Origin of the sequence: Leifsonia sp. A12D58, from assembly GCF_047530025.1 — a bacterium.
GTDB lineage: Bacteria > Actinomycetota > Actinomycetes > Actinomycetales > Microbacteriaceae > Cryobacterium.
Map to the genome: position 1 here is coordinate 264,302 of NZ_JBLJAT010000003.1, position 25,909 is coordinate 290,210.

Genomic DNA, 25,909 nt, shown 5'->3' on the forward strand with positions numbered 1-25,909 from the left:
TTGTCCTTGACTGCAAATCGCGGGGCACATATCATCAGAGCGTCTAAGCACTTTCGGCGAAATCGTCGAAACTTTCGAGAGGTTCAATGATGAACAGACACAACACAGCACGATTGCTCGCCGTTGCGGCGGTGGTCGGCATTGCAGCTGGTTCGCTCACGGGGTGCAGTACGAGCGGCGCTGACGGTAATGCAGACGGCAAAGTCACCCTCACGTGGTGGCACAACGGCACCCAGGATCCGCTCAAGGGTCTGTGGGCCGACGTGGCAGCAGAGTTCGAAGCCGATCATCCCAATGTCACGGTCAAGGTCACCGGATACCAGAACGAAGACCTGCAGAAGACCCTCATCCCGAACGCATTGCGTTCAAATACTCCGCCCGATCTCTTCCAGTCATGGGGTGGCGGCGAGCTGAAGGCCCAGGTCGAAGCAGGATACGTCAAAGACATCTCCGCCGACGTGAGCGACGAGCTTGACGCCATCGGGCCGACAGCCAGCGGATGGCAAATCGACGGCGCAACATACGCGCTCCCGTTCAGCTTCGGCGTCGAGGGCTTCTGGTACAACAAAGATCTCTTCGCACAGGCCGGAATCACCGCAGCGCCGACGACATTCGATGAACTCAACGACGACGTCGACAAGCTCAAGTCCGCTGGCATCACTCCGATCGCTGTCGGTGCGGGCGACAAGTGGCCCGCCGCGCACTGGTGGTACAACTTCGCGTTGAAGTCGTGCTCACCTGAAGTTCTCACCAAGGCCCAGGCCGACCACAACTTCGACGATGACTGCTTCGTCACGGCAGGCGATGAGCTGGAGGAGTTCCTCGGTTCAGAGCCATTCCAGGAAGGCTTCCTGGCCACACCGGCCCAGCAGGGTGCAGGTAGCTCCGCCGGTCTCGTCGCCAACGGACAGGCAGCCATGGAGCTCATGGGCCACTGGGAGCCAGGTGTGATCGGCGGTCTCACCCCTGACCTGACGGTTCCGTCGTTCCTCGGCTGGTTCAACTTTCCCGGCATCACGGGCGCAGCCGGCGATCCGACGGCAGCCCTCGGCGGCGGTGACGGATTCGCATGCGCGCAGAACGCTCCGAAGGAGTGCGTCGAACTGCTGAAGTACATCACCAGCGTCGACGTACAGAAGCGGTTCGGTGCGAGCGGCGCCGGTATCCCCGTCACGTCGGGCGCCGAGACCAGCATCACCGATCCCAACCTTGCTGAGGTTCTCAACGGCAAGAATTCGGCATCGTACGTGCAGCTCTGGCTCGACACTGCGTACGGTCCGACAGTCGGCGGCGCCATGAACGACGGCATCGTCAACCTGTTCGCCGGTAAGGGCAGCCCCAAGGACATCGTCAAGGGCATGCAAGACGCGGCAGCAACCGAGTAGTCAGAAACCATGTCAGCTACCATCACCACACCGACCGGACCCGCGGTTTCCGCGGGTCCGGCCCCGGTGCCATCCCCCGCTCAGCGGAGGCCATCCTCGCGCGTGAAGAAGCGGCTCGAGATCGCTCTCTTCGTCGGGCCGGCAGTCATCGTCTATCTCGCGTTCGTGCTGCTTCCCGTTGGCCTTGCCGCCGTCTACAGCCTGTTCAAGTGGAACGGCTACGGGCCGCTCGAAGACTTCAACTTCCCCGCCAATTACGTGCGCGCTCTCACCGACCCCGTCTTCATCGACGCTATCGGTCACAACATGTTCATCGTTGTGGCGTCGCTGGTCGTGCAGGGTCCGATCGCGATCGGCGTCGCCCTTCTGATCAACCGCAAGCTGCGCGGGCGCACCATCTTCCGCGTCATCATCTTCATTCCCTATGTACTGAGCGAGGTCATTGCCGGCCTGTCCTGGCGCCTGCTGCTTCAGCCGAACGGTCCGTTCGACTCGTTCCTGGCATCAATCGGACTCGGCGATCTCAAGCAGCTCTGGCTGGCCGACTCCGACATCGTGCTCTGGACACTCTTCGCCATCCTCACCTGGAAGTACGTCGGCTTCGCCATCATCCTGTTCCTGGCCGGGCTGCAAGGCGTGCCGGAAGAGCTCTCTGAAGCTGCACAGATCGATGGCGCCAGCTGGTGGCAGGTACAGCGGCACATCACCATCCCACTGCTCGGACCGACAATCCGCATCTGGGCCTTCCTGTCGATCATCGGCTCGCTGCAGCTGTTCGACATGGTCTGGATCGTGACCGGAGGTGGGCCCGCAAATGCGACGACCACCATGGCCACCTACATGGTTCAGTACGGTTTCCAGCGCTCCCAGCTCGGCTACGGCAGCGCCGTCGCCGTCATCCTCTTCCTCATCTCGCTCGCCATCGCCCTCGTGTACCAGCGGTACGTACTTCGCCGCGACCTCGAGGGCGGCCTGACCCAAGGAGTGGGTTGATATGACCAGCTCGACACTTATACGCGGCCAGAAGCGCCGCACCGGCTTCGATTGGGGCCAGCCGTTCGTCTATCTCGTCGCGCTGGTGATCGCCGGTATCACTATCGCGCCCGTCGCCTTCGTCTGGGTGAACGGATTCCGCACAACGGCCCAGCTCAACTCCGATCCCGGGGGGCTCCCTGACCCGTGGTATTTCGGCAACTACCTTGAAGTGCTGTCGTCTCCTGCATTCTGGACCCAGGTGATGAACAGCTCGATCGCTGCGTTCGGAACAACACTGGGTGTCATCGTGCTCGGCGTGATGGCGGCATTCGTGATCGCCAGGTACACGTTCAAGGGCCGCGACGCGCTCTACGCCATGTTCACAGCCGGCCTGTTGTTCCCCATCACCGTGGCGGTGTTGCCGCTCTACCTGATGCTGCGCAGCCTCGGCCTGCTCGGCACCCTCGCCGGTGTGATGATCCCGCAGGTGGCGTTCGCCCTTCCCGTGACGATCATTATTCTGGTGCCCTTCCTCCGGGCAATCCCCGTCGAACTTGAGGATGCCGCATCCATCGACGGCGCCAGCCGCTTCGGCTTCTTCTGGCGCATCCTGCTACCCCTTGCGGGTCCCGGCCTCGTCACCGTCGGCGTGCTCGCCTTCGTCGGCAGCTGGAACGCCTATCTGTTGCCGCTGCTGATGCTGAACGACGAGTCGACGTACACGCTGCCACTTGGCGTGCAATTCTTCTCGACGCAGTATTCGCAGGACACCGCGAAGGTGTTGGCATTCACCTCGCTGGCAATGTTGCCCGCACTGCTGTTCTTCACGCTGGCCCAACGTCGAATCGTCGGCGGTCTGACAGGGGCGGTGAAGGGATGAGCACCGAAACAGTAGGAGTCGAGATGACAGACGTCGAGCGGATATCTGGCACGTGGCACGACAAGACCCTCCCCCTCTCCAAACGGGTCGATGCGCTCATCGCCGCGATGTCGCTGCGCGAGAAGGTGGCCCAGCTCTATGGGATCTGGGTTGGGGCATCCGCTGAGGGCGGCGATGTCGCCCCGCATCAGCACGACCTGAACGATGATGTCGATCTCAACGACCTGATTCCGTCGGGACTCGGGCAGCTGACTCGACCGTTCGGCACCGCTCCGGTCGATGCCGCCGTCGGCGCGCTCTCGCTGCTTCGCACCCAGCGGCGCATCATCGACGGCAGCCGTTTCGGCATTCCAGCGATGGCCCACGAAGAGTGCCTGGCCGGGTTCGCGACGTGGGGAGCGACGGCATACCCCGTCCCCCTCAGCTGGGGCGCGACCTTCAATCCAGAGCTTGTCTCATCGATGGCCGCCCGGATCGGTGCTGACATGCGCTCGGTCGGGGTGCACCAGGGACTTGCTCCGGTGCTCGACGTTGTGCGCGATGCACGGTGGGGCCGCGTGGAGGAGACGATCGGTGAGGATCCGTATTTGATCGGCACGATCGCATCCGCTTATATCCGCGGGCTCGAATCGGCCGATGTCGTCGCCACGCTCAAGCATTTCGTGGGGTACTCGGCGTCGAAGGCCGGTCGCAACCTCGCGCCCGTCTCCATCGGTCGGCGCGAGCTGGCCGACGTACTGCTGCCGCCGTTCGAGATGGCGGTGCGCGAGAGTGGTGTGCGCTCGGTAATGAACTCGTATGCAGACATCGACGGCGTGCCGACTGCAGCGGATGCCTCACTGCTGACCGAGCTGCTGCGCGACACCTGGGGCTTCGACGGCACTGTCGTCGCCGACTACTTCGCCATCGGTTTTCTGAACATGCTCCACCGCGTCGCCGAGGACTGGACGGCCGCCGGCGCTCTGGCGCTCGAGGCCGGTATCGATGTCGAGCTTCCGACGGTCAAGTCGTTCGCCGAGCCGTTCATCGAGGCCATCGAGTCAGGTCGCGTCGACGAGCGGTTCGTTGACAGGGCGCTGCGTCGGGTGCTCAGGCAGAAGGCCGAATTCGGCATGCTCGACGCCGATTGGTCGCCCGTGCCCAGCGCTCTCGTCGGTGTCGATACCGACAACGTCGACGCGCTGCGGGCGAGCATCGATCTCGACTCTGCAGCGAACCGCGCCATCGCGCGGCGTATCGCTGAAGAGGCAATCGTGCTGCTGCGCAATGACGGCGTGCTGCCGTTGCGGGCGCCCAAGCGCATTGCGGTGATCGGCCCGAACGCCGACGAGCCGTACGCGGTGCTCGGCTGCTATTCGTTCCCCTCCCACGTGGGTGTGCACCACCCAGAGATCCCGATCGGACTCGAGTTGCCGACCCTGTTGGAGTCGTTGCTGCACGAATTTCCCGATGCAGCCATCGACTTCGCGCGTGGTACCAGCGTCGACGGCGGAGAGCGCGACGGGTTCGCGGTTGCTGTTGCGGCGGCATCCGGTGCGGATGTCGTTGTGCTCGCGCTCGGCGACCGCGCCGGACTCTTCGGCAGGGGCACGAGCGGCGAAGGCTGCGACGCCCCGAGCCTGGAACTGCCAGGCGCCCAGCAACAGCTAATGGATGCCGTGCTCGCAACGGGCACACCGACTGTCGTCACCCTGCTCGCCGGCCGGCCGTACGCGCTGGGCTCTGCAGCCACTGAGGCGTCGGCGATCGTGCAGACGTTCTTCCCTGGCGAAGAGGGAACGGGTGCCATCGCCGGTGTGCTGAGCGGCAGGGTCAACCCGAGCGGTCGCCTGCCGGTGAGCATCCCGGCCCATCCCGGTGCGCAGCCGTCGACGTACCTCGCTTCACCGCTCGCCGCTGCCAGTGACGTGTCGAACATCGACCCGACGGCCGCCTTCCCGTTCGGGCACGGCATCGGATATTCGACGTTCACGTGGTCGGATGCTGCGGTGTCGGCCGAGTCCATCGCCACCGACCGTTCGGTTGTCGTCTCACTTGAGGTGCGCAACTCCGGTGAGGTCGGTGGCAGCGAGATCGTGCAGCTCTATCTGCACGATCCGGTCGCAAGCATCGTGCGTCCCGTGCAGCGGTTGATCGGCTACACCAAGCTCGAGCTCGAGCCAGGGGACGCAGCGCGCGTGCGCTTCGAGGTGCCGGCGGACCTCACGAGCTTCACAGGAACTGACGGGCACCGGATCGTCGAGCCAGGCGAGATCGTGCTCGGCTTCGGCCGCTCAAGTGGCGACATCGTCTTCGCGCAGTCGGTGCGCCTCGATGGTGCGGTGCGGCGGGTTGACCACACGCGGGCGCTGCATGCGGTTGTCACGGTGGAGCCGGATTCCGGGGCGAGGCTCTGAGGTGTGGCGTGGCTGGTTTTGTTGTCCCCGTGCGGAGCTACGCACTGCATAACTCCTGCAATGCGTAACTCCTGCAATTTCATGACTCTGCCAAATGCATAACTCCTGCAATTTGACCGCCGGCCAACTTGGCTCCCCGGAAACACGGGAGTCCTGGGCAGCCGGTATCCCGAATTGCAGGAGTTATGCACGACGGTTGGGTCAGCCGACCAAGCCCGCCCGCATCCATGTGCCCCAAGAGCTCAGCCGCGGCCGGGTCTGAGCCCGTGCCAGGTCCACGCCCCCCTCCCTGCATAACTCCTGCAATTTGACCGTCGGCTAACTTGGCTCCCCGGAAACACAGGGAATCCGGCGACCGGTATCCCGAATTGCAGGAGTTATGCACGCGGGGCTGCGGACCGAACAGGCTGACCGAACAGGCGGACCGAACAGGCGGACCGAACAGGCTGACCGAACAATAGGTCGATCCGCTGATCGGACAACCAACCGCCCACGCCCGCACAGAGATCCGCCCCGCACAAGCCGCTTATCTCTCGCACCGAACCCGCACCAGCTTTCGCATCGACTCGCGCGCCCCTTTTTTTCGCGCGGCCGGTAGCGCTGACCCAAGCACTGTGCCAATATGTTTACACGTCCAACAAATCACCATTGATGCTGAATCGGAGTTCGACAATGTCACTCACCCCCACCCCGGCCGATAAGTTCTCCTTCGGCCTGTGGACCGTCGGTTACAACGGAACCGACCCCTTCGGCGGGCCGACCCGCCCCGACCTCGACGTAGTCGAAGCGGTCACCCGCCTGCACGAACTCGGCGCATATGGCCTCACCTTCCACGACGACGACCTGTTCGCCTTCGGCTCGACGGATGCCGCCCGCCAGACCCAGATCGACCGCCTCAAGCAGGCACTCGCCGATACCGGCGTCATCGTGCCGATGGTCACCACAAACCTGTTCAGCGCCCCGGTCTTCAAAGACGGCGGCTTCACATCGAACGACCGCGCAGTGCGTCGCTTCGCCCTGCGCAAGGTGCTGCGCAACCTCGACCTCGCTGCCGAGCTCGGTGCCAAGACCTTCGTGATGTGGGGTGGCCGTGAGGGTGCGGAGTACGACTCCGCCAAAGACATCCGCGCAGCGCTCGACCGCTACCGCGAGGCAGTCAACCTGCTCGGCGACTATGTCACCGACAAGGGTTACGACATCCGCTTCGCTATCGAGCCGAAGCCGAACGAACCGCGTGGCGACATCCTGCTGCCGACACTCGGCCACGCCATCGCGTTCATCAACACGCTCGAACGCCCAGAACTCGTCGGCGTCAACCCCGAGGTTGGCCACGAGCAGATGGCCGGTCTCAACTTCACCGCCGGCATCGCGCAGGCGCTGGATGCGGGCAAGCTGTTCCACATCGACCTCAACGGCCAGCGCGGCATCAAGTACGACCAGGACCTCGTGTTCGGTCACGGCGACCTGCAGAATGCGTTCTCGCTCGTCGACCTGCTCGAAAACGGTGGCCCGAATGGCGGCCAGGCTTACGACGGCCCCCGCCACTTCGACTACAAGCCCTCACGCACCGAAGACATCACCGGCGTCTGGACATCGGCTGCGGCGAACATGCGCACCTACCTGCTGCTCAAGGAGCGTGCGGCGGCGTTCCGCGCTGACCCCGAGGTGCAGGAAGCCCTCGCGGCGTCCCGCGTACCAGAGCTGTCGGTCACCACGCTCGGCGAGGGCGAAAGCTACGACGACCTGCTCGCCGACCGCGCCTCGTACGAGGACTTCGCTCCCGAGGCGTACTTCGGTGGCAAGGGCTTCGGCTTCGTGCACCTGCAGCAGCTGGCGCTCGAGCACCTGATGGGCGCCCGCGGCTAAAACGGCGCAACCGCGCGCGGCGGAGCGAGTTCGAGTCGAACTTGAACTTGAACTTGACTCGGACTCGTCCGCCTCGCCGTTGCATAACTCCTGCAATTTCATCGCCGTGTGGTTGGCTCCCCCGGAATCACGGGCATCTCGGCCGTCGACATTCTGAATTGCAGGAGTAATGCTCGAGTCGTCGAGTCGCTCCATCCACACGGCACAGCCCGGTTCCACACGGCACAGCCCCGTTCCACACAGCACGCACCGCCCACCCACCCGTCAAGGAGCACCGCATGACCCTGGTCGCCGGAGTCGATTCATCCACCCAGAGCTGCAAGGTTGTCATCACAGAGGCCGAGAACGGAGCCCTGGTCCGCAGCGGCCGCGCCACGCACCCCGACGGCACCGAGGTCGACCCCGCAGCCTGGTGGGAGGCGCTGCAGCTAGCCATCGCTGACGCCGGCGGCCTCGACGATGTGTCAGCCATCTCGATCGGCGCCCAGCAGCACGGCATGGTGGCGCTGGATGCCGACGGCCACGTCATCCGCCCCGCCCTGCTCTGGAATGACACTCGAAGTGCGACCGCCGCAGCGGATCTCATCGCAGAAGTCGGTGCCGCGGAGCTTGCTCGTCGCACGGGCTCGGTTCCTGTCGCGTCCTTCACTATCACCAAATTGCGCTGGCTGCGCGACGCCGAACCGGAGAACGCCGCACGCGTCGCTGCCGTCGCACTCCCCCACGACTGGCTGACCTGGCGTTTGCGCGGCTTCGGCCCTGTGGGCGAAAGTCCCCTCGGCCCGGTTCTTAACGAGCTGACCACCGACCGTTCGGATGCCAGCGGTACCGGCTATTGGTCCCCTCTCACCGGCGACTACGACCGCGAACTAATCACGCTCGCGCTCGGCCACGATGCCGTCCTGCCTCGCGTTCTGGGCCCGGGCGAAACGGCCGGCACGACTGCGACAACGACCACGGCTGCCGACACGACTGGTACGGCCGGCACAAAAACATCCGGTCTCGTCATCGGCGTCGGGGCCGGCGACAATGCCGGTGCGGCCCTCGGCCTCGGCGCAAGCGCGGGCGACGTCATCGTCTCCATCGGCACCAGTGGCACGGTCTTCGCGGTCACCGATCAGCCGACAGCGGATGTCACCGGTACCGTCGCCGGATTCGCCGACGCCAGCGGTCGCAGCCTCCCCCTCGTCGCCACCCTCAACGCCGCTCGGGTACTCGATTCGATCGCCGGCCTGCTCGGCGTCGATTTTGATGAGCTCGGCCGCCTCGCCCTCGCCGCTGAACCCGGCGCGGGCGGACTCGTTCTGCAGCCCTATTTCGAGGGCGAACGCACGCCCAACCTGCCGGATGCCACCGCATCGTTGTTCGGCATGACGCTGGCATCCACCTCACGACCCAATCTGGCTCGCGCCGCAATCGAGGGTCTGCTCTGCGGTCTGGCCGATGGTCTCGATGCCGTGCTCGCCCTCGGGGTGCGGGCCGATCGCATCCTGTTGATCGGTGGTGCGGCGCTGAATCCGGCCGTACAGGCGATCGCCGCGCAGGTCTTCTCGGTGCCGGTTCAGGTACCGACCCCTGGTGAATACGTGGCGAATGGCGCAGCAGCGCAGGCGGCATGGGCACTGACCGGTTCGCGTCCGAGCTGGGGACTGGCCACCGTTGCGGAGCCGACCCCTGACTTTCGTCCCGTCATCCGGGAGCAGTACGCGGCGCACCGCGGGTAGCCGCGGCCGACCGAACGTGCGCGGCCGTCAGCCCTGCCGCCCGGCCGGCTTGTCAGCCAATCGCCAAAACAGGATGCACCGGGTAAGAGAGCGCGATCAGTCCTGTTTTCGACGCCACTGACGTGATTCGTCCTGTATTCAGCGCACCGAAGCAGGCGCGTTGAGCACCGAGCGCTCAAGCACCACGCACCACGCACCACGCACCACGCGACCAGCGACCAGCGACCAACCGACCAGCACCAACCGACCAGCACCTACCGGAGGATGCCCTGCTGCCGCGCCGTCGACACCGCGGCCGTACGCGACGTCACGTTGAGCTTGGAAAAGATGTGCGCCAGGTGTGATTTCACGGTTGTTTCGGTCACAAACAGCTCGCGAGCGACCTCGGTGTTGGAGCGACCGGCGGCGACAGCCTCGAGCACTTCCATCTCGCGAGCGCTGAGGCTCACTTTCGGAGCGCGCATCCGGTTCAGTAGTCGTGAGGCGATCACCGGTGCGAGCGCGCTCTCGCCAGCCGCAGCAGCCTGGACCGCCGCGACAAGTTCGTGCGGTGGCGCGTCTTTCAGCAGGTAGCCGCTCGCGCCAGCTTCGACGGCCCCGAGGATGTCGGCATCCGAATCGTAATTGGTCAGCACGAGCACATACGGCGGTGCAGGCAGTGCCCGGATACGCCGGGTCGCGTCTGCCCCTGTGATGCCCTCCCGCGGACCGAACTGCAGGTCCATCAGCACCACGTCGGGGTTTTCCCGCTCGGCCGCTGCGACGGCTTCGTCGGGAGTGGCAGCCTCGGCGACGACGAGGAAGTCTTCTTCAGAACTGAATAGGGCCTTGAGACCTGCCCGCACAATGGGGTGGTCGTCGGCGATCACGAGTCGGATCATGCGTTGTCCTTCAGAGTCAGGTCGACGGTCACGACTGTCCCTCTGCCAGGGGCTGAGTCGACAGTGAGCACGCCTCCGAGCTGGTCGACGCGCTCCCGCGTTGCTTGCAGCCCGAAGGAGTCGGTACGCGCGCGGCCTGTTTCGGATGATAGGTCGTCGGGGTCGAAACCCCGTCCGTCATCGGCGATCGTGAAGCGCAGGTCATCGCCGTCGACATCCAGAGTGATGGTGGCCGTGCTGGCCTCGGCGTGCTGGATGATGTTCGCCACAGCACCCTGCGCGATGCGCAGCAGTGCGGTCTGGAGGTACATCGGCAACGTCAGCGCGTCGGAGATTCGGACGTTGACGACGAGCCCCTGGGGTGTCCACTGCGTCTCGGCCAGACGACGGAGCGTGCCTCCGAGGCCGGCCTCATCGAGATTCGGTGGGGTGAGTTCGCTGATGAAACGTCGAGTGTCGGCGAGGTTGGATGCGGCAGTCTCACGGGCGAGACGGATGTGCTCGACCCCCGGACGTTCGGGGTCAGCTCGCTCTGCAGCGTGCAGGAGCATCTGGATGCTGGACAGCCCCTGCGCGACGGTGTCGTGGATCTCGCGCGCGAGACGAGCACGTTCGGCAAGCACCCCGGACTCGTGATCGGCCGCGGCGAGCTGGTCACGGGTGGAGAGCAACTCCGACATGAGGCGCTCGCGTTCCACGGCTTCTCTGGCGAGGGCTTGATAGCCGAGCCCGATCATCACGGCGACAGCTGCACCGACCAGAGGGCCGATCACCCCACCGAAGCTCCATCCGCCCTCGATACCGAGGGCGACGATCGCTACTGCCGTTGTGACAACGACCATGATCGTGCCGACCAGTCGACCGAGGATATGCAGATAGAGGAAGAACAAAGGGAACACCAGATACGCGGCGATGGGGCTCAGGAACAGCAGAACGATCCACTCAGCTGTCACCACAGCGACCCACAGCAGACCCGGACCCCGACCCCGACCGCCAGACTGCGACGCACGGGCGAAGATCCCGCCGGCGGCGTATGTCGCCAACAGGATGATCGCTGTCACGACAACCGCGACGCTTGCGTCCGTCGGATTCACGACGGCGGTCCCGATGACAAGGGCCACCAGAGCGACGAAAAGCACGTGCAGACCCGTGCGCAGTCCCACGAAAATCGGAGTCATCTCAGCGTGGGCCATGACGCCCAATTTTACGCGCCGCGGCGCCAACTCTCATCAGTCAAAAGTACGACTGAGGTGTCCATCTTTTCGTCGCTGAATGCCGTGCTGGTGACTGATGCCAGACAGGGCGAAAAACGGAAAAGTTGTATGTGTCGCCCATAAGACGACATGAAAGGAACACACTATGTTCGTTGCTCTTCGCGACCTGCGCTTCGCCCGCGGCCGGTTCATCCTCATCGGCTCGGTCGTCGCGCTCATCACCATCCTTGTCGGATTCCTCAGTGGACTGACCGGTGGCCTCGCCTCCCAGAACATCTCAGCCGTACTCTCCATACCTTCCGACCGGCTCGTGTTCTCCGCGCCGTCAAGCGGCAGCTCGGGGGCGAGTTTCTCCGATTCCACGATTACCGAAAAGCAGGCAGATGCCTGGGCAACCACGAGTGACGTCACCTCGGCCAAGCCGATTGGAATCAGCCAGACGCGCGCCGAAAATGGGGATACTCGCGTGGCGATCGCCGCGTTCGGCGTCGAGCCCGGCTTCGACAGCTCGTCGCCAACAAAGGACGGTTCACTGGGACTGTCCGAGCCCGCCGCAAAGGATCTGGGCGTCTCAACCGGTGACACTGTCACCATCGCCGGCACCACATACCAGGTCGAATCAATCGAAGGCGACTGGTGGTACAGCCACACGCCTGTCGTGAAAATGACGCTTGACGACTGGCAGGCCTATTCCCAGGCCACGGGAAATCCGGATGTCTACGCAACTGTCCTTGCCGTTTCGGGTACCCCTGACTGGGACGCCGCATCCGCTAACACCGACACCATCGCAGAAAGCACCCTCGGCTCCCTCACCGCTATCGGCGCCTTCAAGTCCGAGATCGGCTCACTCCTGATGATCGTCGGCATGCTGTTCGGCATCTCCGCCCTCGTGATCGGCGCGTTCTTTACCGTCTGGACCATGCAGCGCAAGGGCGACATCGCCGTGCTGAAGGCCCTGGGCGCGAGCACGTCATCTCTCGTCCGTGATGCCCTCGGGCAGGCACTTATCGTGCTGGTCCTCGGTATCGGTATCGGAATCGGAATCGTGGCAATCCTCGGCGCCCTTGCCGGCGGTGCCCTGCCGTTCATGCTCAGTCCTGTGACAACGATCCTGCCGGGGGTCATCATGATCGTCCTCGGCCTTGCGGGTGCTGCCTTCGCACTCCGCTCCGTCACCTCCGCCGACCCACTGACCGCACTTGGGAGCAACCGATGATCCGTCTCGATAACATCACCCTCACCTTCAAAGACGGCGACACCCGTATCACCGCCGTTGACCACGTCTCTCTGACCGCCCACCCTGGCACCGTCACGGGAATCACCGGACCGAGCGGATCGGGCAAATCCAGCCTCCTCGCTGTGGCTGCGACTCTGATCACTCCCGACTCCGGTCAGGTTCTCATCGACGATTTCGACGCCACGACGCTCAACCCCGCTGAAGCGAGCGATCTGCGCCGCGACAAGATCGGAATCGTCTTTCAGCAGCCGAACCTGATTCCCTCGCTCACCGCACTCGAGCAGCTCGAAGTGATGAACGAACTCGGTGCTCGCCACAGCAGAAGCAAGCGGGCCGAAGTTTCAGCACGGGCAGCCGAGTTGATCGACGCGGTCGGCCTCAGCGAGCACGGTGACAAGCGACCACACCAGCTGTCCGGCGGTCAGCGCCAGCGCGTCAACATCGCGCGGGCCCTGATGAACGACCCCAGCCTGCTCCTCGTTGATGAGCCCACCAGTGCGCTCGACCAGGAACGCGGGGCGAGCATCATCGATCTCATCCTTCACCTCACCGATGAGCTCAACACGTCGACACTGCTCGTCACCCACGACCTCGTACACCTACCGCGCATGCATGCGGTCGTGCACATGGTCGACGGACGCCTCACCGAGCAGCCGGCGGTTGTCCCCGCCTGATCAGTGCAGTAGTACAAGCGATGGGTCGCCCATTTTCGCTGGTTGAGAACGCTCCACAACTAGCAAAAGTGGGCGACCCATTGCCCTGCCTGCCACCGCACGCAGCTCGCCACACGACTTGTCGCGTGGCGCGGCGTGGCGTGGCGTGGCAGCGCCCAGAGCGGATGCCCTACACCTGCCGCCCACGGATGAAGCCCGCCGGGTCATCGAGCATCCCCGCGAAGGGCAGCTCAGCGGCTCCGACCATCATCAGCCGCGAGCGCAGACTCGCCCGCTCGATTGCCACACCATGACCCCGACTATTGATCGAGCGCTCCCTGACCGCTTCGGCCAGCCGCTCGCGCCCCACAGACAAGAGCGAGCCGAGGAATCCGCCGAGCACAACCATTTCGGGGTCGAACATGTTCACGAAGTTAGCGATCGCTTCGGCGAGCAAGTCGATTTGGCGATGCACCTCGCGCAGAACGGCCGGGTCGCGGGACACCCCGAGGGCGATGTCAAGATCGTCCTGGTCTGCGCGCGTCACGCCGAGCACGGCGAGCAGTCTGGCCAGGCTTACCTCGGTTTCGAGGCATCCGGTACGTCCGCAGTGACAGCGCAGTCCAGCGCTGTTCACCAGGGTGTGGCCGAGCTCCCCCGCATACCCGCTTGTACCGCGCAGGGGCGCACCACCAATGATGAGTCCACCGCCGATGCCACTCGCGCTTCCGTTGAGATAGACCACGTCATCGCAGCTCTGCGCAACACCGAACAGGCTCTCAGCGATCGCACCGAGGCTCGCGTCATTGCCGGCGAATACCGGAAACCCGAGCGCCTTCGACAGCGGTGCGGCGAGCGCCGTGTCACGCCAGCCGAGGTGCGGGGCGATCAGGATGCGTCCGTCAGACGAATTCACCAGCGCAGGCACGGCAACGCCCACGCCCGCTATGCGATAGCTCCGGTCGATCTCCCCGCGCATCCCATCGACGATTGCCTTGACCACGTTGATCGTCTCGCCAACGCTCGGCACCCTGGCCGTATCGAAGCGGATGCGCCTGATCACCTCACCGCCGAGGCCCACGAGTCCGACAGTGATCGCGTCCACATCGGGATTCACAGCGATCGCGGCCAGCCCTGGATTCGGGTACACCTGGGGGCTGGGTCGTCCGACCCGGCCAATGGCGCTCTCGGGTTCACCCTCGTACGCCATTCCCAAGTCGACAAGTTCAGACACCAGCGCCGAGATAGTTGAGCGATTCAGCCCAGTGCGTTTGGTGAGCTCGGCGCGGGAACATCCGCTCTGATGATGCAACATCGTCATCACCATCGACAGGTTGTACCGCCGCAATTGGTCGTTGCTCGTGCCCCCGCGAACGCCGAGAGTCGGCTGCGCACTAATCATCCGACTCACCACCCTTCACTGTGGCACGCTCGCGACACTCATCGGCACCACGAAACTCCCCAACCACATTTTCGTTCAGGCAGCACGAAAGCCGACGGCCGTGCGGGACCACGACAGCCCAACCGATCAGCGCGACCTACCGCCCGCCACCCCGGCGCTTGTTGAAGATGTCGAAGGCCACAGCCAGCAGCAGCACGAGACCCTTGATCGCCATCTGCCATGCAGCATCCACAGACAGGATCGACAGGCCCATGTTCAGCACACCCATCACCAGACCACCGATGACTGCACCGACGACGGTTCCGACGCCACCCTGCACCGCAGCGCCACCGATGAAGACGGCAGCAATCGCATCCAGTTCGTAGTTCTGACCAGCGGATGCCACAGCGCCACCCGCACGGGATGTCGAGACGACACCGGCCAGGCCGGCCAGCACGCCCATGTTCACGAAGATGAAGAAGTTGACCCACTTGGTCTTCACGCCGCTCATGATGGCGGCGAACATATTGCCACCCATCGCGTACACGTGGCGGCCGAACACCGTCTGGTTGAGAACGAACGTGTAGAGCAGGATGAGCACGGCGAGGATGATGAGGATAATCGGGGTTCCGCTGTAGCCGGACAGCAGCCAGGCGAACCAGATGATCGCGAGGGCCGCGATGCCATTCTTCAGCCACATTGAGGTGAGCGGCTCGCGCGGCAAGTCGAGCTTGCGCAGCGTTGCCCTGTTGCGCAGCTGCTGCACGATGAGTGCCAGCGCCGTCAGCACACCGAGGGCGAGGGTGAGCACATCGCGGCCACCGATTTCGCCGAGGAATCCCGGAATCCAGCCGGCACCAATAGCGGTGAACTCGGCGGGCAGGCCGCTGATGGTTCCACCGGTGAGCAGCACGAGCGTGAGCCCGCGGAAGATGAGCATGCCAGCCAGCGTCACGATGAACGCCGGTATCCCGACGAACGCCACCCAGAACCCCTGCCAGGCCCCGATCACCGCACCGACGAGCAGCGAGACGATCACGGCCATCCACCAGGGCAGGCCCCAGGAGTTCATGCTGATCGCCGCAACGGCGCCGACCAATGCCACGACCGATCCGACCGAGAGGTCGATATGCCCGGCGATGATCACAATGACCATGCCGATCGCGAGGATCAGCACATACGCGTTCTGCTGGATCAGGTTGTTGACGTTGCCCGGCAGCAGCAGCCGCCCGTTGGTGAGGATCTGGAAGAGCACGATGATGACGGCCAGGGCAGCAAGAATGCCGTACTGCCGAAAGTTGATCGACAGCCGCGGCAGCTTCCTCGTCGTAGAGGCAGGAGGTGGGGTGGGCGTTGGCGTAGTGGTTGGGGTGCTGGTGGTACTCATCGGGCTCAGTCCTTTCCCGCGGTCATGTACTGCATGAGAGTTTCTTGCGAGGCGTCGGCTCTGGCGACCTCGCCGGTGAGTTTGCCTTCGGAGATCGCGTAGATGCGATCGGCCAGGCCCAGTAGCTCTGGCAGCTCGGAGGAGATCACGACGACGGCCTTGCCCTGGGCGGCGAGCTCGTTGATGATTCCGTAGATCTCATATTTGGCGCCCACGTCGATACCGCGGGTCGGTTCATCAAGAATCAGGATGTCGGGACCGCTGAAGATCCACTTTGAGAGCACGACCTTCTGCTGGTTTCCGCCAGAGAGCTTGCCGGTGATGGCCGTAACGGATGGCGCCTTGATGTTCATCTTGTGGCGGTACGACTCGGCAACCTTGTACTCACGATTGCGGTCAATCACGCCATATTTGGCCAGCTTGCCGAGCGCGGCTGCCGACACGTTGACCGAGATGTCGCCGATCAGGTTGAGGCCATAGCGCTTGCGGTCTTCTGTGGCATAGGCGAACCCGTTCCTGATCGCCTCATCCACCGTGCGCATCTGAATCTCCTGGCCGTTCTTGAACACGCTGCCCGAGATGTTGCTGCCATACGAGCGACCGAAGAGGCTCATCGCCAGCTCGGTGCGGCCAGCACCCATCAGCCCGGCAAACCCGACGATCTCGCCGGCCCGCACGGTGAAGGATGCGCCGTCGACGACCTTCCTGGTCGTGTCGACCGGGTGGTACACGGTCCAGTTCTCGACCCTGAGCACCTCGGCGCCGATGTTCGGGTCACGCGGCGGGAACAGGTTGTTGAGGTCACGACCAACCATGGCGCGGATAATCCGCGCCTCGGTGGCATCCGGTCCGTCCATCGCGATCGTCTCGATGCTCTTGCCGTCACGGATGACCGTCACGGTGTCGGCGATCCGCTTAATCTCCTTGAGCTTGTGGGAGATGATGATGCACGTAATGCCCTGGCCGCGCAGGTGATCGATCAGGCCGAGCAGGTGCGCGGAATCCTCATCGTTGAGTGCAGCTGTCGGCTCATCGAGGATGAGTAGTTTGACCTGTTTGGAGAGCGCCTTGGCAATCTCGACAAGCTGCTGCTTGCCGACGCCGAGCTCGAGGATCTTGGTGGCAGGGTTCTCGTCCAAGCCGACCCTGGCCAGCAGCAGTGCTGCCTCTCTGTTTGTCTTGTTCCAGTCGATGACGCCGCGACGGGCATTCTCGTTGCCCAGGAAAATGTTCTCTGCGATAGAGAGGTACGGGCTGAGTGCGAGCTCCTGATGGATGATGACGATTCCGTCATGCTCGCTGTCGTTGATGTTGCGATAGGCGACCTGCTTGCCCTCGAACTCGATTGTCCCCTCGAAACTACCGACGGGATACACACCGCTGAGCACCTTCATCAGCGTGGATTTGCCCGCGCCGTTCTCGCCGCAGATCGCGTGCACTTCGCCGCGCTTCACTTCGATGGATACGCCATCGAGGGCCTTGACGCCGCTGAAATCTTTCCCGATGTCGTTCATCCGAAGGATCGTCGAGTGTTCCATGGCAGCCTCCTGTTCTTGCTCGCTGTGGATGCCAGACCCACAGACTCCGGGAGGCCGGCCCCGCCAGATGGCGGAACCGGCCGGTTCACTTCAGTCGTGCTGTGTCGCGGTGAGCGACTTACAGTCCGACGTCTGATGCCTTGACGAAGCCGGAGTCGACGAGCTTGGTCTGCACGTCATCCTTCACGACGACCTCTGGGTCGAGCAGGTACGACGGGACGACCTTCTTGCCGTTGTCGTACGTCTTGGTGTCGTTGACCTCGACCTCTTCGCCTGCGTTGATCTCCTGGACCATGGTGAAGACGCGGTCACCAAGGGTACGGGTGTCCTTCCACACGGTCATCGACTGTTCGCCGTCGAGGATCGCCTTGACGTTGGCCTTGTCGGCATCCTGTCCGGTGATGAGCGGGTAGTCAGCGCCCGGCGTGTAGCCGGCCGACTTGAGCGAGGCGATGATGCCGATGGCCAGGCTGTCGTTCGGGGAGAGCACGACGTTGACCTTCTGGTCGCCGGTGTAGAACGATGACAGGCGGTTGTCCATCTCGGCCTGCGCCTTGTCGGACGCCCAGCCCTGGATGCCGATTGAAGCCCAGTCATCGTCGGATGCCGGTGCCTTGCCGCTCGGCACGACCAGCTGGCCGCTCTCGACGTAGGGAAGCAGAACATCCCAGGCGCCGGAGAAGAAGAACTTGGCGTTGTTGTCATCCGGGCTGCCGGCAAAGGGCTCCAGGTTGAACGGGCCTTTGCCGTCAGCGAGACCGAGCTGCTCTTCGATGTATTGCCCCTGCAGCTGGCCGACCTTGTAGTTGTCGAACGTTGCGTAGTAGTCGACGTCTTCGGTGCCCTTGATCAGGCGGTCGTAGGCGATGACGGTGGCATCCTGCTTCTTGGCCTCGGCCAGCACCGGCGCCAGTACTTCACCGTCGATGGCTGCGACAACGAGAATCTTGGCGCCGCCGGCGACCTGGTTCTGGATCTGGCTGATCTGCTGGTCGGTCTTGTTGTCTGCGTACTGCAGGTCAACCGTGCAGCCGGCATCCTTCAGCTGTTTCTGCAGCTGCTCGCCGTCGTTGATCCAGCGCTCGAGGCTGCGAGTGGGCATTGAGATACCGACGTTGCAGTCACCCGCGATGGCGTCGGTGGATTCTGCCCCGGCGCCTGACGAGTCACCAGATGCGCATGCCGCGAGCGACATGAGCACGGCTCCGGTCGCCGCGATGGCAAGGAGTTTCTTGGTCATGGACATAGTTGGTTGCTTTCCTCTCTGAGAGCTGCCAGTCACGTCAGCGGCCGCGGTTGACACCGGGGGCCGACTGAACAGAGGGCTGTCCATAACGGCGGTGGGCGGCCTGAACGATGCAGGCGCGTGCACAAGTTGTCATGGCGTTACCTCCTTGTAACGGGACATCGCTGTGATGATCCCGGCCGCATTCGCGACCTTTTGTTGACGGAGAGAACTTATCCAACTTTGACCACGCGCGTCCAATGTTTTGAGAAAAATTCCTCAATTCGTGGCCAAAACGTTGCGCGAGACGCGAGCATCCCTCGCCTTCGGTGTGCAATCGCAGCTCACGGCCTAGATAAGTTCGGGCCGCGACGGTTTGAGCCAACCGCTCACGACGCGACGCTTTTATCTGAGCGGTGCGTCACTCGCGATCGACTTGATCAGCGAGGTAGACGCCGTGGGAACGCAGAGGGTCTTCGCCGTCCAGAGTCATCGAGGTGGATGGCGCAGGGTCGAATTCCCCGGCGAGTTGCTCTTCGGTTCCCCTACCCGAATACACGTCGCGTAGCACACGCGCAGCGGCACCAACCGGCGCTGCTGCCTCGCGCAAGCGCCGACGTCGAACCCCTCGGACAACAATGACGACCGCAAGTGCGATGCCACAAGCAGCGATGAGGATTGCGTCAGACATCCTTGTCTCCAATCTTCGGCGTTTGTCTAGTGCATCATCGCTTCGCTCCATTAGCAACGTGACCGGGTGCTGTACGCGTCGTGGTCGAACCCGCAGCGAGACGTACGCGCCGTATGGCTGACACCGATCCTCACCGATTCTGTCGTCGCCGATGCCTTGGCTCGAGCGAATCCCGGACGGCACCTTGCTGTCGGAGGTACGGCCGACCCCTCTTGGCGCCCCGACCTGGTCGGCACCACATCCGCCCACCTTGTCGACGTCGAAACTGCCAATCACAGCCTCGAACTGAAGTCGAGGCCGTGGCGCGAGTCAGCCGAAACTCAATTCACGATCATCGATCAGGTCGTCACCCATTTGCTTGGCTGAGGAACCGCAACCCGCTCCCAGAACAGATTCTCGCGATTCGTCAACGCACGCGCGAGGGCGGCGCGCGGACACTGACCGGCGGCTGGCTGGAGTCCGCTGAGAAGCGCTTAGCGCGCCCCGCGGGTCCGCCGTCCCGCGAGCATGGCCGAGCGATCCAGGCCAAAGATTCTCCGGGCAGCGAAGCCGCCGATGGTCGTTCCAGCCGCCAGCCCAATGCCGGTCGCCAGCGCAATCACCATCGCGGGAAGGGCCTCTGTCACTCCGTTCGCGGAGTCCATCAACGCATACAACGACCGGTAGACCGCGAGCCCCGGAATCAGGCCGATGATGCCCGCCATAGTCATCGCACTCTCCGGCACTTTGACCCAGCGAAAGATGAGGTACCCAATGACGCCCGCAACAATACCGGCAATACCCGGCGCAAGTCCCGGCTGGGAGGCGAGGGGAAGTACCAGTGAATACACGGCGAAAACGAGACCGGCCAAGGCGCCCATCAGCAATACGTAGCGCAGTCGAACGTAGGAGGTGAGCGCGAATCCGACACCGATGAGCGCGGAGCCAACGACGCCGGGAACGAGACCGATGTCGCCACCGAGCGATGTCCCGATCGTCACGGGCAGTCCTATCCGCAGCGCAGCGCCCAGAACGATCGAAATACCGACGGCGAGACCGAGGGTGAGCATGAACACTTCCATACCGCGTGCTGTCGCAGTGACGTAGTACCCGTCGATGGCGTCGCGGGCGGATGCGGTGAGGCCGACGCCGGAGAGCAGCGTGATAATTCCCGCGATAACGATGACGGTGGGGCTGTTGGATCCCGGCAGTTCGATGCCCATCGACCGCAACCAGAAGATGAATACCGCGATGCTAGTCGTTGCCATCGCCGCCGCAATTTGGGCGAAGAAGTCGGGTACCAAGAGTTTTCCGAGCTTGCGGGTGATGACGTCGGAGAGAATTGCCGTTGCCGCCGCGATGAACACGAGCACGAAGCTCACGTCGAACATCACCACAACTCCGGCAGCGAGAATGGCCTTGCCTGCGGTGACCACCCAACGGCGGTATGGATGCGGGCTGGTCAGAATCGAGTTGAGAGTCTCACGTGCTTCCTCGACACCGATCTGACTATCGGCGCGGGTTATCTCGTCGATCAGCAGGTACACATTCTGCAGCCGCGAGTAGTCCGTGGTTCGCACCTTCACGACTCGCATCACCGACATGGGGTCTTCGTTCATCCCGCGATGGATCGACACGGTAAGAGATGTGAACGTGATGTCCACGTGCATTCCGCTGACGCCGTAGGCAGTGCTGACCCTCAACACGGTGGCCACAACGTCTGCAGCAGAAGCGCCAGTAGCCAGCATCGCCTCCCCTGCACGCAGGCACAGGTCGATCACCAATCTGGCGTGCCGTTGCGGCATCTGGTCGTCTGCGGTGACGATGGATATGACCTGGGTGGGAGCATCGATCGTGCGGATGGCGTCACCGGCCAGCCTCGAGATGGATCGACTAACGCGATCTCGAAGGACGTTACGCCGGTCGTTGATGCTGTTAGTCACCCTTAAGGGTAAGGGCAGATCACGCCTCAGGCAGTGTTGGCGCACAGTCGGGGGAAAGTCGTGATTTTGGCTGGGCGTGGGGTAGCCCGGCTGGCGCGCGATAAAGCGCGCGCCTCGCGGAATACCCCGCGCCCAGGCTCAACTGCGGGCCGGCAATCCCGTCGAAAGAAGGCCTCTGAGCCTGAATTCGAAGCCAGGCTTGACTGAGCCGAGCAGCTGGTCGGATGGTTAGCGGATGCCGGCTGGTCGGATGGTTAGCGGATGCCCGCGCTGCGCCAACAGGAAATCCGGAGGACTTGCCCACCGACGCCTCAGCGTCCACCAGTAAGCTCGAAGGAATGTCATTTTTAGCCGAAGCCTCTCGCCGACTGCTCATCGGCGGTCCCGCCGCCCTGCTCGTCGCCCTGCTCGCGTTCTCTGGAATCGGGGGTGCTGCCATGGCCGCCACCGCAGCAGAACCCACAGCCTCCAACGAAGCGGTCACGGCTGCATCAGCCACATCTCGCACCACGGATGAATTCGACCCCGGCTTCATCATCAGCGACTACAACTTCTACAACGCGACCGCCATGAGCGAATCCGATATCCAGAATTTCCTCGAAGCGCAGGACTGTGCGCCGAAGGACACGGCATCCTGTCTCGCTGACTACAGTGAGACCACCGCAGACCAGCCAACGGATGCGCCTGGACACTGCGTCGCATACGAAGGCGCCCCCAATGAAAGCGCCAGCCGCATCCTCGCCAAGGTGGCCGAAGCCTGCCAGATCAGCCCGCGGGTACTTCTCATTTTGCTGCAGAAGGAGCAGTCACTACTCACGAGCCCGAGCGAGTCAGGCTACCTGCGCGCCGCCGGTTACGGCTGCCCGGACACAGCAGACTGCAATGCCGACTATTTCGGTTTCTTCAACCAGATCTATCACGCTGCATGGCAGTTCCGTCAGTACACACAGGAGCCTGACCGCGCATACAAGATCGGTGAGATCAACGTGGGATTCCACCCGAACGCCGCCTGCGGAGCGACGACCGTCACGATCAAGAACCAGGCAACGGCCAACCTGTACAACTACACGCCGTACCAGCCGAATGCGGCGGCCCTGGCCGACATCACGAAGGGTGATGCCTGTTCAGCGGACGGCAATCTCAACTTCTGGCTGATGTACAACAACTGGTTCGGAGCATCAGACGCCAAGCCGTTCCCCGACATCTTCGACCCGTGCCTCAACCTGGTCGGCGGCAGGCAGTGCGTGCTTCCCACCTTGTTGCCGAGCGTGCCACCCAGGGCCTCCGCCGAGCGCGTCACGACCACGGCTGCGGAGTTCTAACCACAAGGGCCTAACCGCAGTTCAGCCGCCGGGTGCACAGCTCACTCACAGCAGGCCGAAAGCCTGAGCACAGCAGCACTAATTAGCGTCGGAAGAGTCCTCACACTTTGACGAAACGGTGATGCACCTCATGAGCAATTCCTACGGCAAACCGCAGCCCTCGAAAAAGGACCGTCGCGAGGAGGCCCGCGAGAAAGCTCGAAACATGCGGATCGAGGAGCAGAAGCGCAAGAAGCGCAACTCGATTCTGGTGCGAAGCGGTATCGGTGTCGGAGTATTGGCGGTTGCCGCGATCGTTGCGCTCGTAATCGTCAACAGCACAGCGCCTGCCGCCGCCGGCCCGCTGAACATGGCGAGCGATGGCATCCTCTTGACCGGTGACGGCACGAGTGTGACAGCAGTCGAGACCACTGCGGTGCCTGCCGACGCGACGCCGGATCCCACAGATCAAACCAAGCTCACCGACACCGCGAACATCGTCACGTATGTGGACTACCTCTGCCCATACTGCGGCGATTTCGAGAAGGCGAATGCACAGCAGATCACCGATTGGGTGACGGCAGGTAATGCGACCCTTGAGGTCCATCCCCTCTCGATCCTCGACAGCAACTCCGCGGGCAGCAAATATTCCACCCGGGCGGCAAACGCCGCAGCGTGCGTGGCCAACTACGATCCAGATAACTTCCTCGCCGTGAACACTGCGCTGTTCGCAAACCAGCCACAGGAAGGCACGACTGGCCTGACGAACAAGCAACTGGTCTCGCTCGTTGAAGAAGCGGGCGTGACGGATGCCGCGGTCGCGAAGTGCATCAACGACCAGGAGTTCTCGACATGGGTCGCCGGCGCGACCGACCGTGCGCTGGCCGGTCCGATCCCGAATTCTGACATCACGAACGTCACGGGGACGCCGACGGTACTGGTCAACGGTGTGGCATACAAGGGCTCACTCACCGACGCAACGGCCTTCGCGAGCTTCGTCGCCGAGCAGGTTGCGGCAACGGCGGGTGCTGAATAGCGCTCAGCCAACTAGCGCAGCACCTCGGGGTTTTGCGCTCAGGAGGCACGCCTCGGCAGCCAGGATGTGACCACCCGCGCGATCCCCAGGGCGACGAAGAGCTGGCCGGTCAGCACCTCCATGATGGCAAGAGTCTGCCCGAGCTCCGTTGCCGGAATCAAATTGCCGTAGCCGGTTGTGGTCAACGACGTGAACGAGAAGAACAGCGCGGTCGAGAGCGTGGTCTGGGTGCCGAGCCCGAACAGATCGCTGTGCAGACCGGCCAGCCCGAATGCGAATGTGAAGAACATGCCGATCAGGATGTATGCGCAGATGATCGCCAGGAGCGTCTGGCCGTCGACTTTAGTACGCGCTGCCTGGTGACGCACGATCGCCGCCGGCGCCACCCCGTACAAGATGAGTGAGGCAGCGGTCATCACTGTCGTGGTGATTGTGCCCGTGTAACCAAAGATCCAGACAATCCCGGTGGCCAGCGCACAGAACAGCAGCACTATCGTTCCCAGTTGGCGTATCCGTGGCCGAGCATTGGTGGCGTGAAAGATCGCCCAAATCGTTGCCAACTGCACCAGGAGTGCGAATTCGGCCGGATCGGTTGTCTTTTGCCAGGCGCAGGAGATGTAGGCGATGCCGATGAACAGCAGCACCGTGCCGTACCCCGGCTGCGTCAACCGCGTGCTGTCGAAAAATCGACGAGGTGTCTGGATCGGGTCTGGCGTCAAATCAGCTGCCACGGCGCGGCCTCCCCTTCGGTGACGCACACGGTACTCCCTGCCTGACGTGCTCGACCAGCGCCCACAGGGCTAGGGTGAAATGGTGACCGAGGTAAACCGCATTCCCATAGACCCACATTCGCACGCCGCACTTGCCGCCAACGATCTGGAGCTGGGGCTGGTCGACACGTCGAACACCGCGGCCATCTCCGCCTGGCTTCGTTCCGATGCGCGTGGCTTCCACTCGCCTGAACCGAGCGCGGAGTACCTCGCAGACAGGGCAGGGGAATTCGCACAGAGCAACGACAGGGTCACCGGTGTCTGGGATCGTCCGGCCGACGAGGATGCCGAACCAGTCGCGACGATCTGGTCCTGGGAGATGGGCCTGACCGTTCCGGGCGGCGAGAGCATCGATGCCTGGGCGATCAGTTCAGTGACTGTGGCTCCGACCCACCGGCGCCGCGGCATCGCCCGCGCCCTACTCACGGCCGAGCTCCGCACCGCACGCCTTGCCGGCAGCGCCCTGGCGATGCTCACGGTGACCGAGGCCACGATCTACGGCAGGTACGGATTCGGTCCGGCTGCCTGGCAGGCCCCGTACACGATCGACACCAAGGGACTCCGCTGGATCGGGCCAGTCCCTGACGGACGAGTGAAGTTCGTCTCCCCCAGCGACCTTTTCACGATTGCGCCCGACGTCTTTAACCGGGCAAGAACGCGTGCGCCTGGCGAGACCGACAGACGGGGTGACACCTGGAAGCGCATCCTGGGCCTTGCGCCCTCTGTGCCAAGCGAAGACACTCATGACATCAGGGCAGTGCTGTACCGGGATGCTGAACAACGTGTGCAGGGATATGCCGTGTACCGGTTCGAGGGCCACGAAGAGAACTCAGTCCTTCATCTCATTGACGTCTGTTCAGTCACCGATGACGCCTATTCAGCGCTCTGGCGCTTCCTGGTCGAGATGGATCTGACCAACACGATCTCCGCTCCTCGCCGAAACGTCATTGAGCCGGTGATCTGGCAGGTCAACAATCCCCGCGCAATCCGCAAGACCGACCAGCGCGATCAGCTCTGGCTGCGCATCCTCGACGTGCCGCGAGTCCTATCGGCGCGAACCTATGCCGCTCCAGGCATATTCGTAATCACCCTGCACGATGAGCTCGAGTTCGCCCATGGCCAGTACGTGCTCGAGATCTCGCCGACGGGACACGCCAGCGTGACAGTACTGTCGCCGTCGAGCGTGCACCAGCAAGCGGATGCGGTCACCGTCACGTTGACCGTCAACGATCTGGCCTCGCTCTACCTCGGTGGGGCAAGTGCCGTGGCGCTGGCTGGATCCGGGCGACTGACGGGCATGACGCCGGATGCTGCGCAGGCGCTTGATCGATCATTTGCGTCGCCGCACAGCCCGCACCTCAGCACCTGGTTCTAGTCGGGCGGAGCAGGTCTGGCGGCTGGCCGGCTGGCTGGCTGGCTGGCTGGCTGGCTGGGCCCAGATCTGCCA

21 protein-coding genes are annotated in these 25,909 nt (G+C 63.4%); 12 read left to right on the top strand and 9 right to left on the bottom strand.

The window, feature by feature from the left end:
- Positions 1 to 89: 89 nt before the first annotated feature.
- The 6 genes from ACMT3I_RS09580 to xylB all read left to right on the top strand — a co-directional run bounded on the left by ACMT3I_RS09580 (position 90) and on the right by xylB (position 9,226).
- Positions 90 to 1,385, top strand: coding sequence for an extracellular solute-binding protein (locus ACMT3I_RS09580; RefSeq protein ID WP_414804257.1), 1,296 nt, complete (start codon positions 90 to 92; stop codon positions 1,383 to 1,385).
- A 9-nt stretch (positions 1,386 to 1,394) separates the two neighbouring features.
- The gene (locus ACMT3I_RS09585) at positions 1,395 to 2,378 is read left to right on the top strand and encodes a carbohydrate ABC transporter permease (RefSeq protein WP_414804258.1); all 984 of its coding nucleotides are present in this window, start codon (positions 1,395 to 1,397) and stop codon (positions 2,376 to 2,378) included.
- 1 nt (position 2,379) lies between these two features.
- A complete protein-coding gene (locus ACMT3I_RS09590; RefSeq protein ID WP_414804259.1) occupies positions 2,380 to 3,240 on the top strand; it encodes a carbohydrate ABC transporter permease in 861 nt (286 codons plus the stop codon).
- A gap of 23 nt (positions 3,241 to 3,263) precedes the next feature.
- The gene (locus tag ACMT3I_RS09595) at positions 3,264 to 5,636 is read left to right on the top strand and encodes a beta-glucosidase family protein (RefSeq protein ID WP_414804260.1); all 2,373 of its coding nucleotides are present in this window, start codon (positions 3,264 to 3,266) and stop codon (positions 5,634 to 5,636) included.
- Positions 5,637 to 6,308: 672 nt separating this feature from the next.
- Positions 6,309 to 7,502 (top strand): xylose isomerase, encoded by a 1,194-nt coding sequence (gene xylA, locus ACMT3I_RS09600; protein ID WP_414804261.1) that lies wholly within the window; start codon positions 6,309 to 6,311, stop codon positions 7,500 to 7,502.
- Positions 7,503 to 7,780: 278 nt separating this feature from the next.
- Entirely contained in the window at positions 7,781 to 9,226 is a 1,446-nt protein-coding gene (gene xylB / locus ACMT3I_RS09605; RefSeq protein ID WP_414804262.1) for a xylulokinase, read from the top strand.
- Positions 9,227 to 9,480: 254 nt separating this feature from the next.
- Here xylB and ACMT3I_RS09610 read toward each other — a convergent pair whose 3' ends face one another.
- Entirely contained in the window at positions 9,481 to 10,107 is a 627-nt protein-coding gene (locus ACMT3I_RS09610) for a response regulator (protein ID WP_414804263.1), read from the bottom strand.
- Positions 10,104 to 11,300: a sensor histidine kinase gene (locus ACMT3I_RS09615; protein ID WP_414804264.1), complete on the bottom strand. Its 1,197-nt coding sequence runs from the start codon at positions 11,298 to 11,300 to the stop codon at positions 10,104 to 10,106. Before ACMT3I_RS09615 ends, ACMT3I_RS09610 begins: the two co-directional genes overlap by 4 nt.
- A 166-nt stretch (positions 11,301 to 11,466) precedes the next feature.
- On the opposite strand from ACMT3I_RS09615, the gene ACMT3I_RS09620 reads away from it, so the two are divergent.
- Entirely contained in the window at positions 11,467 to 12,537 is a 1,071-nt protein-coding gene (locus ACMT3I_RS09620) for an ABC transporter permease (RefSeq protein ID WP_414804265.1), read from the top strand.
- The gene (locus ACMT3I_RS09625; protein WP_414804266.1) at positions 12,534 to 13,232 is read left to right on the top strand and encodes an ABC transporter ATP-binding protein; all 699 of its coding nucleotides are present in this window, start codon (positions 12,534 to 12,536) and stop codon (positions 13,230 to 13,232) included. Before ACMT3I_RS09620 ends, ACMT3I_RS09625 begins: the two co-directional genes overlap by 4 nt.
- Positions 13,233 to 13,401: 169 nt before the next feature.
- Here the strand turns inward: ACMT3I_RS09625 and ACMT3I_RS09630 are convergent, their stop codons facing one another.
- The 5 genes from ACMT3I_RS09630 to ACMT3I_RS09650 all read right to left on the bottom strand — a co-directional run bounded on the left by ACMT3I_RS09630 (position 13,402) and on the right by ACMT3I_RS09650 (position 19,433).
- Entirely contained in the window at positions 13,402 to 14,613 is a 1,212-nt protein-coding gene (locus tag ACMT3I_RS09630) for an ROK family protein (RefSeq protein WP_414804267.1), read from the bottom strand.
- A 136-nt stretch (positions 14,614 to 14,749) separates the two neighbouring features.
- Positions 14,750 to 15,979, bottom strand: coding sequence for a multiple monosaccharide ABC transporter permease (gene mmsB, locus ACMT3I_RS09635; protein WP_414804268.1), 1,230 nt, complete (start codon positions 15,977 to 15,979; stop codon positions 14,750 to 14,752).
- Positions 15,980 to 15,984: 5 nt separating this feature from the next.
- Positions 15,985 to 17,517 carry a multiple monosaccharide ABC transporter ATP-binding protein gene (gene mmsA, locus ACMT3I_RS09640; protein ID WP_414804269.1) on the bottom strand — a complete coding sequence of 511 codons (1,533 nt, stop codon included), beginning with the start codon at positions 17,515 to 17,517 and terminating at the stop codon, positions 15,985 to 15,987.
- Between the two features lie 118 nt (positions 17,518 to 17,635).
- Positions 17,636 to 18,763: a multiple monosaccharide ABC transporter substrate-binding protein gene (chvE, locus tag ACMT3I_RS09645; protein WP_414804270.1), complete on the bottom strand. Its 1,128-nt coding sequence runs from the start codon at positions 18,761 to 18,763 to the stop codon at positions 17,636 to 17,638.
- Between the two features lie 400 nt (positions 18,764 to 19,163).
- Positions 19,164 to 19,433, bottom strand: a complete 270-nt coding sequence (locus ACMT3I_RS09650) for a hypothetical protein (protein ID WP_414804271.1) — start codon at positions 19,431 to 19,433, stop codon at positions 19,164 to 19,166.
- A 66-nt stretch (positions 19,434 to 19,499) separates the two neighbouring features.
- On the opposite strand from ACMT3I_RS09650, the gene ACMT3I_RS09655 reads away from it, so the two are divergent.
- On the top strand, positions 19,500 to 19,799 hold the full coding sequence (locus tag ACMT3I_RS09655) for a hypothetical protein (protein ID WP_414804272.1): 300 nt from the start codon (positions 19,500 to 19,502) through the stop codon (positions 19,797 to 19,799).
- 107 nt (positions 19,800 to 19,906) lie between these two features.
- On the opposite strand, the gene ACMT3I_RS09660 is transcribed toward ACMT3I_RS09655, so the two are convergent.
- The gene (locus ACMT3I_RS09660) at positions 19,907 to 21,355 is read right to left on the bottom strand and encodes a threonine/serine ThrE exporter family protein (protein ID WP_414804273.1); all 1,449 of its coding nucleotides are present in this window, start codon (positions 21,353 to 21,355) and stop codon (positions 19,907 to 19,909) included.
- A gap of 338 nt (positions 21,356 to 21,693) precedes the next feature.
- Between ACMT3I_RS09660 and ACMT3I_RS09665 the strand changes: the two genes are divergently transcribed.
- On the top strand, positions 21,694 to 22,677 hold the full coding sequence (locus ACMT3I_RS09665) for a hypothetical protein (RefSeq protein ID WP_414804274.1): 984 nt from the start codon (positions 21,694 to 21,696) through the stop codon (positions 22,675 to 22,677).
- Positions 22,678 to 22,807: 130 nt separating this feature from the next.
- A complete protein-coding gene (locus tag ACMT3I_RS09670) occupies positions 22,808 to 23,692 on the top strand; it encodes a DsbA family protein (protein ID WP_414804275.1) in 885 nt (294 codons plus the stop codon).
- 38 nt (positions 23,693 to 23,730) lie between these two features.
- Here the strand turns inward: ACMT3I_RS09670 and ACMT3I_RS09675 are convergent, their stop codons facing one another.
- Positions 23,731 to 24,423: a potassium channel family protein gene (locus ACMT3I_RS09675; protein ID WP_414804276.1), complete on the bottom strand. Its 693-nt coding sequence runs from the start codon at positions 24,421 to 24,423 to the stop codon at positions 23,731 to 23,733.
- 82 nt (positions 24,424 to 24,505) lie between these two features.
- On the opposite strand from ACMT3I_RS09675, the gene ACMT3I_RS09680 reads away from it, so the two are divergent.
- Positions 24,506 to 25,837, top strand: coding sequence for a GNAT family N-acetyltransferase (locus ACMT3I_RS09680; protein ID WP_414804277.1), 1,332 nt, complete (start codon positions 24,506 to 24,508; stop codon positions 25,835 to 25,837).
- Positions 25,838 to 25,909 lie beyond the last annotated feature (72 nt).

What these genes read in the sequence shown, in the direction of transcription:
- ACMT3I_RS09580 (WP_414804257.1), top strand. Translation starts at nt 90, where the DNA reads ATGAACAGACACAACACAGCACGATTGCTCGCCGTTGCGGCGGTGGTC.
- ACMT3I_RS09585 (WP_414804258.1), top strand. Translation starts at nt 1,395, where the DNA reads ATGTCAGCTACCATCACCACACCGACCGGACCCGCGGTTTCCGCGGGT.
- ACMT3I_RS09590 (WP_414804259.1), top strand. Translation starts at nt 2,380, where the DNA reads ATGACCAGCTCGACACTTATACGCGGCCAGAAGCGCCGCACCGGCTTC.
- ACMT3I_RS09595 (WP_414804260.1), top strand. Translation starts at nt 3,264, where the DNA reads ATGACAGACGTCGAGCGGATATCTGGCACGTGGCACGACAAGACCCTC.
- xylA (WP_414804261.1), top strand. Translation starts at nt 6,309, where the DNA reads ATGTCACTCACCCCCACCCCGGCCGATAAGTTCTCCTTCGGCCTGTGG.
- xylB (WP_414804262.1), top strand. Translation starts at nt 7,781, where the DNA reads ATGACCCTGGTCGCCGGAGTCGATTCATCCACCCAGAGCTGCAAGGTT.
- ACMT3I_RS09610 (WP_414804263.1), bottom strand. Translation starts at nt 10,107, where the DNA reads ATGATCCGACTCGTGATCGCCGACGACCACCCCATTGTGCGGGCAGGT.
- ACMT3I_RS09615 (WP_414804264.1), bottom strand. Translation starts at nt 11,300, where the DNA reads ATGGCCCACGCTGAGATGACTCCGATTTTCGTGGGACTGCGCACGGGT.
- ACMT3I_RS09620 (WP_414804265.1), top strand. Translation starts at nt 11,467, where the DNA reads ATGTTCGTTGCTCTTCGCGACCTGCGCTTCGCCCGCGGCCGGTTCATC.
- ACMT3I_RS09625 (WP_414804266.1), top strand. Translation starts at nt 12,534, where the DNA reads ATGATCCGTCTCGATAACATCACCCTCACCTTCAAAGACGGCGACACC.
- ACMT3I_RS09630 (WP_414804267.1), bottom strand. Translation starts at nt 14,613, where the DNA reads ATGATTAGTGCGCAGCCGACTCTCGGCGTTCGCGGGGGCACGAGCAAC.
- mmsB (WP_414804268.1), bottom strand. Translation starts at nt 15,979, where the DNA reads ATGAGTACCACCAGCACCCCAACCACTACGCCAACGCCCACCCCACCT.
- mmsA (WP_414804269.1), bottom strand. Translation starts at nt 17,517, where the DNA reads ATGGAACACTCGACGATCCTTCGGATGAACGACATCGGGAAAGATTTC.
- chvE (WP_414804270.1), bottom strand. Translation starts at nt 18,763, where the DNA reads ATGTCCATGACCAAGAAACTCCTTGCCATCGCGGCGACCGGAGCCGTG.
- ACMT3I_RS09650 (WP_414804271.1), bottom strand. Translation starts at nt 19,433, where the DNA reads ATGTCTGACGCAATCCTCATCGCTGCTTGTGGCATCGCACTTGCGGTC.
- ACMT3I_RS09665 (WP_414804274.1), top strand. Translation starts at nt 21,694, where the DNA reads ATGTCATTTTTAGCCGAAGCCTCTCGCCGACTGCTCATCGGCGGTCCC.
- ACMT3I_RS09670 (WP_414804275.1), top strand. Translation starts at nt 22,808, where the DNA reads ATGAGCAATTCCTACGGCAAACCGCAGCCCTCGAAAAAGGACCGTCGC.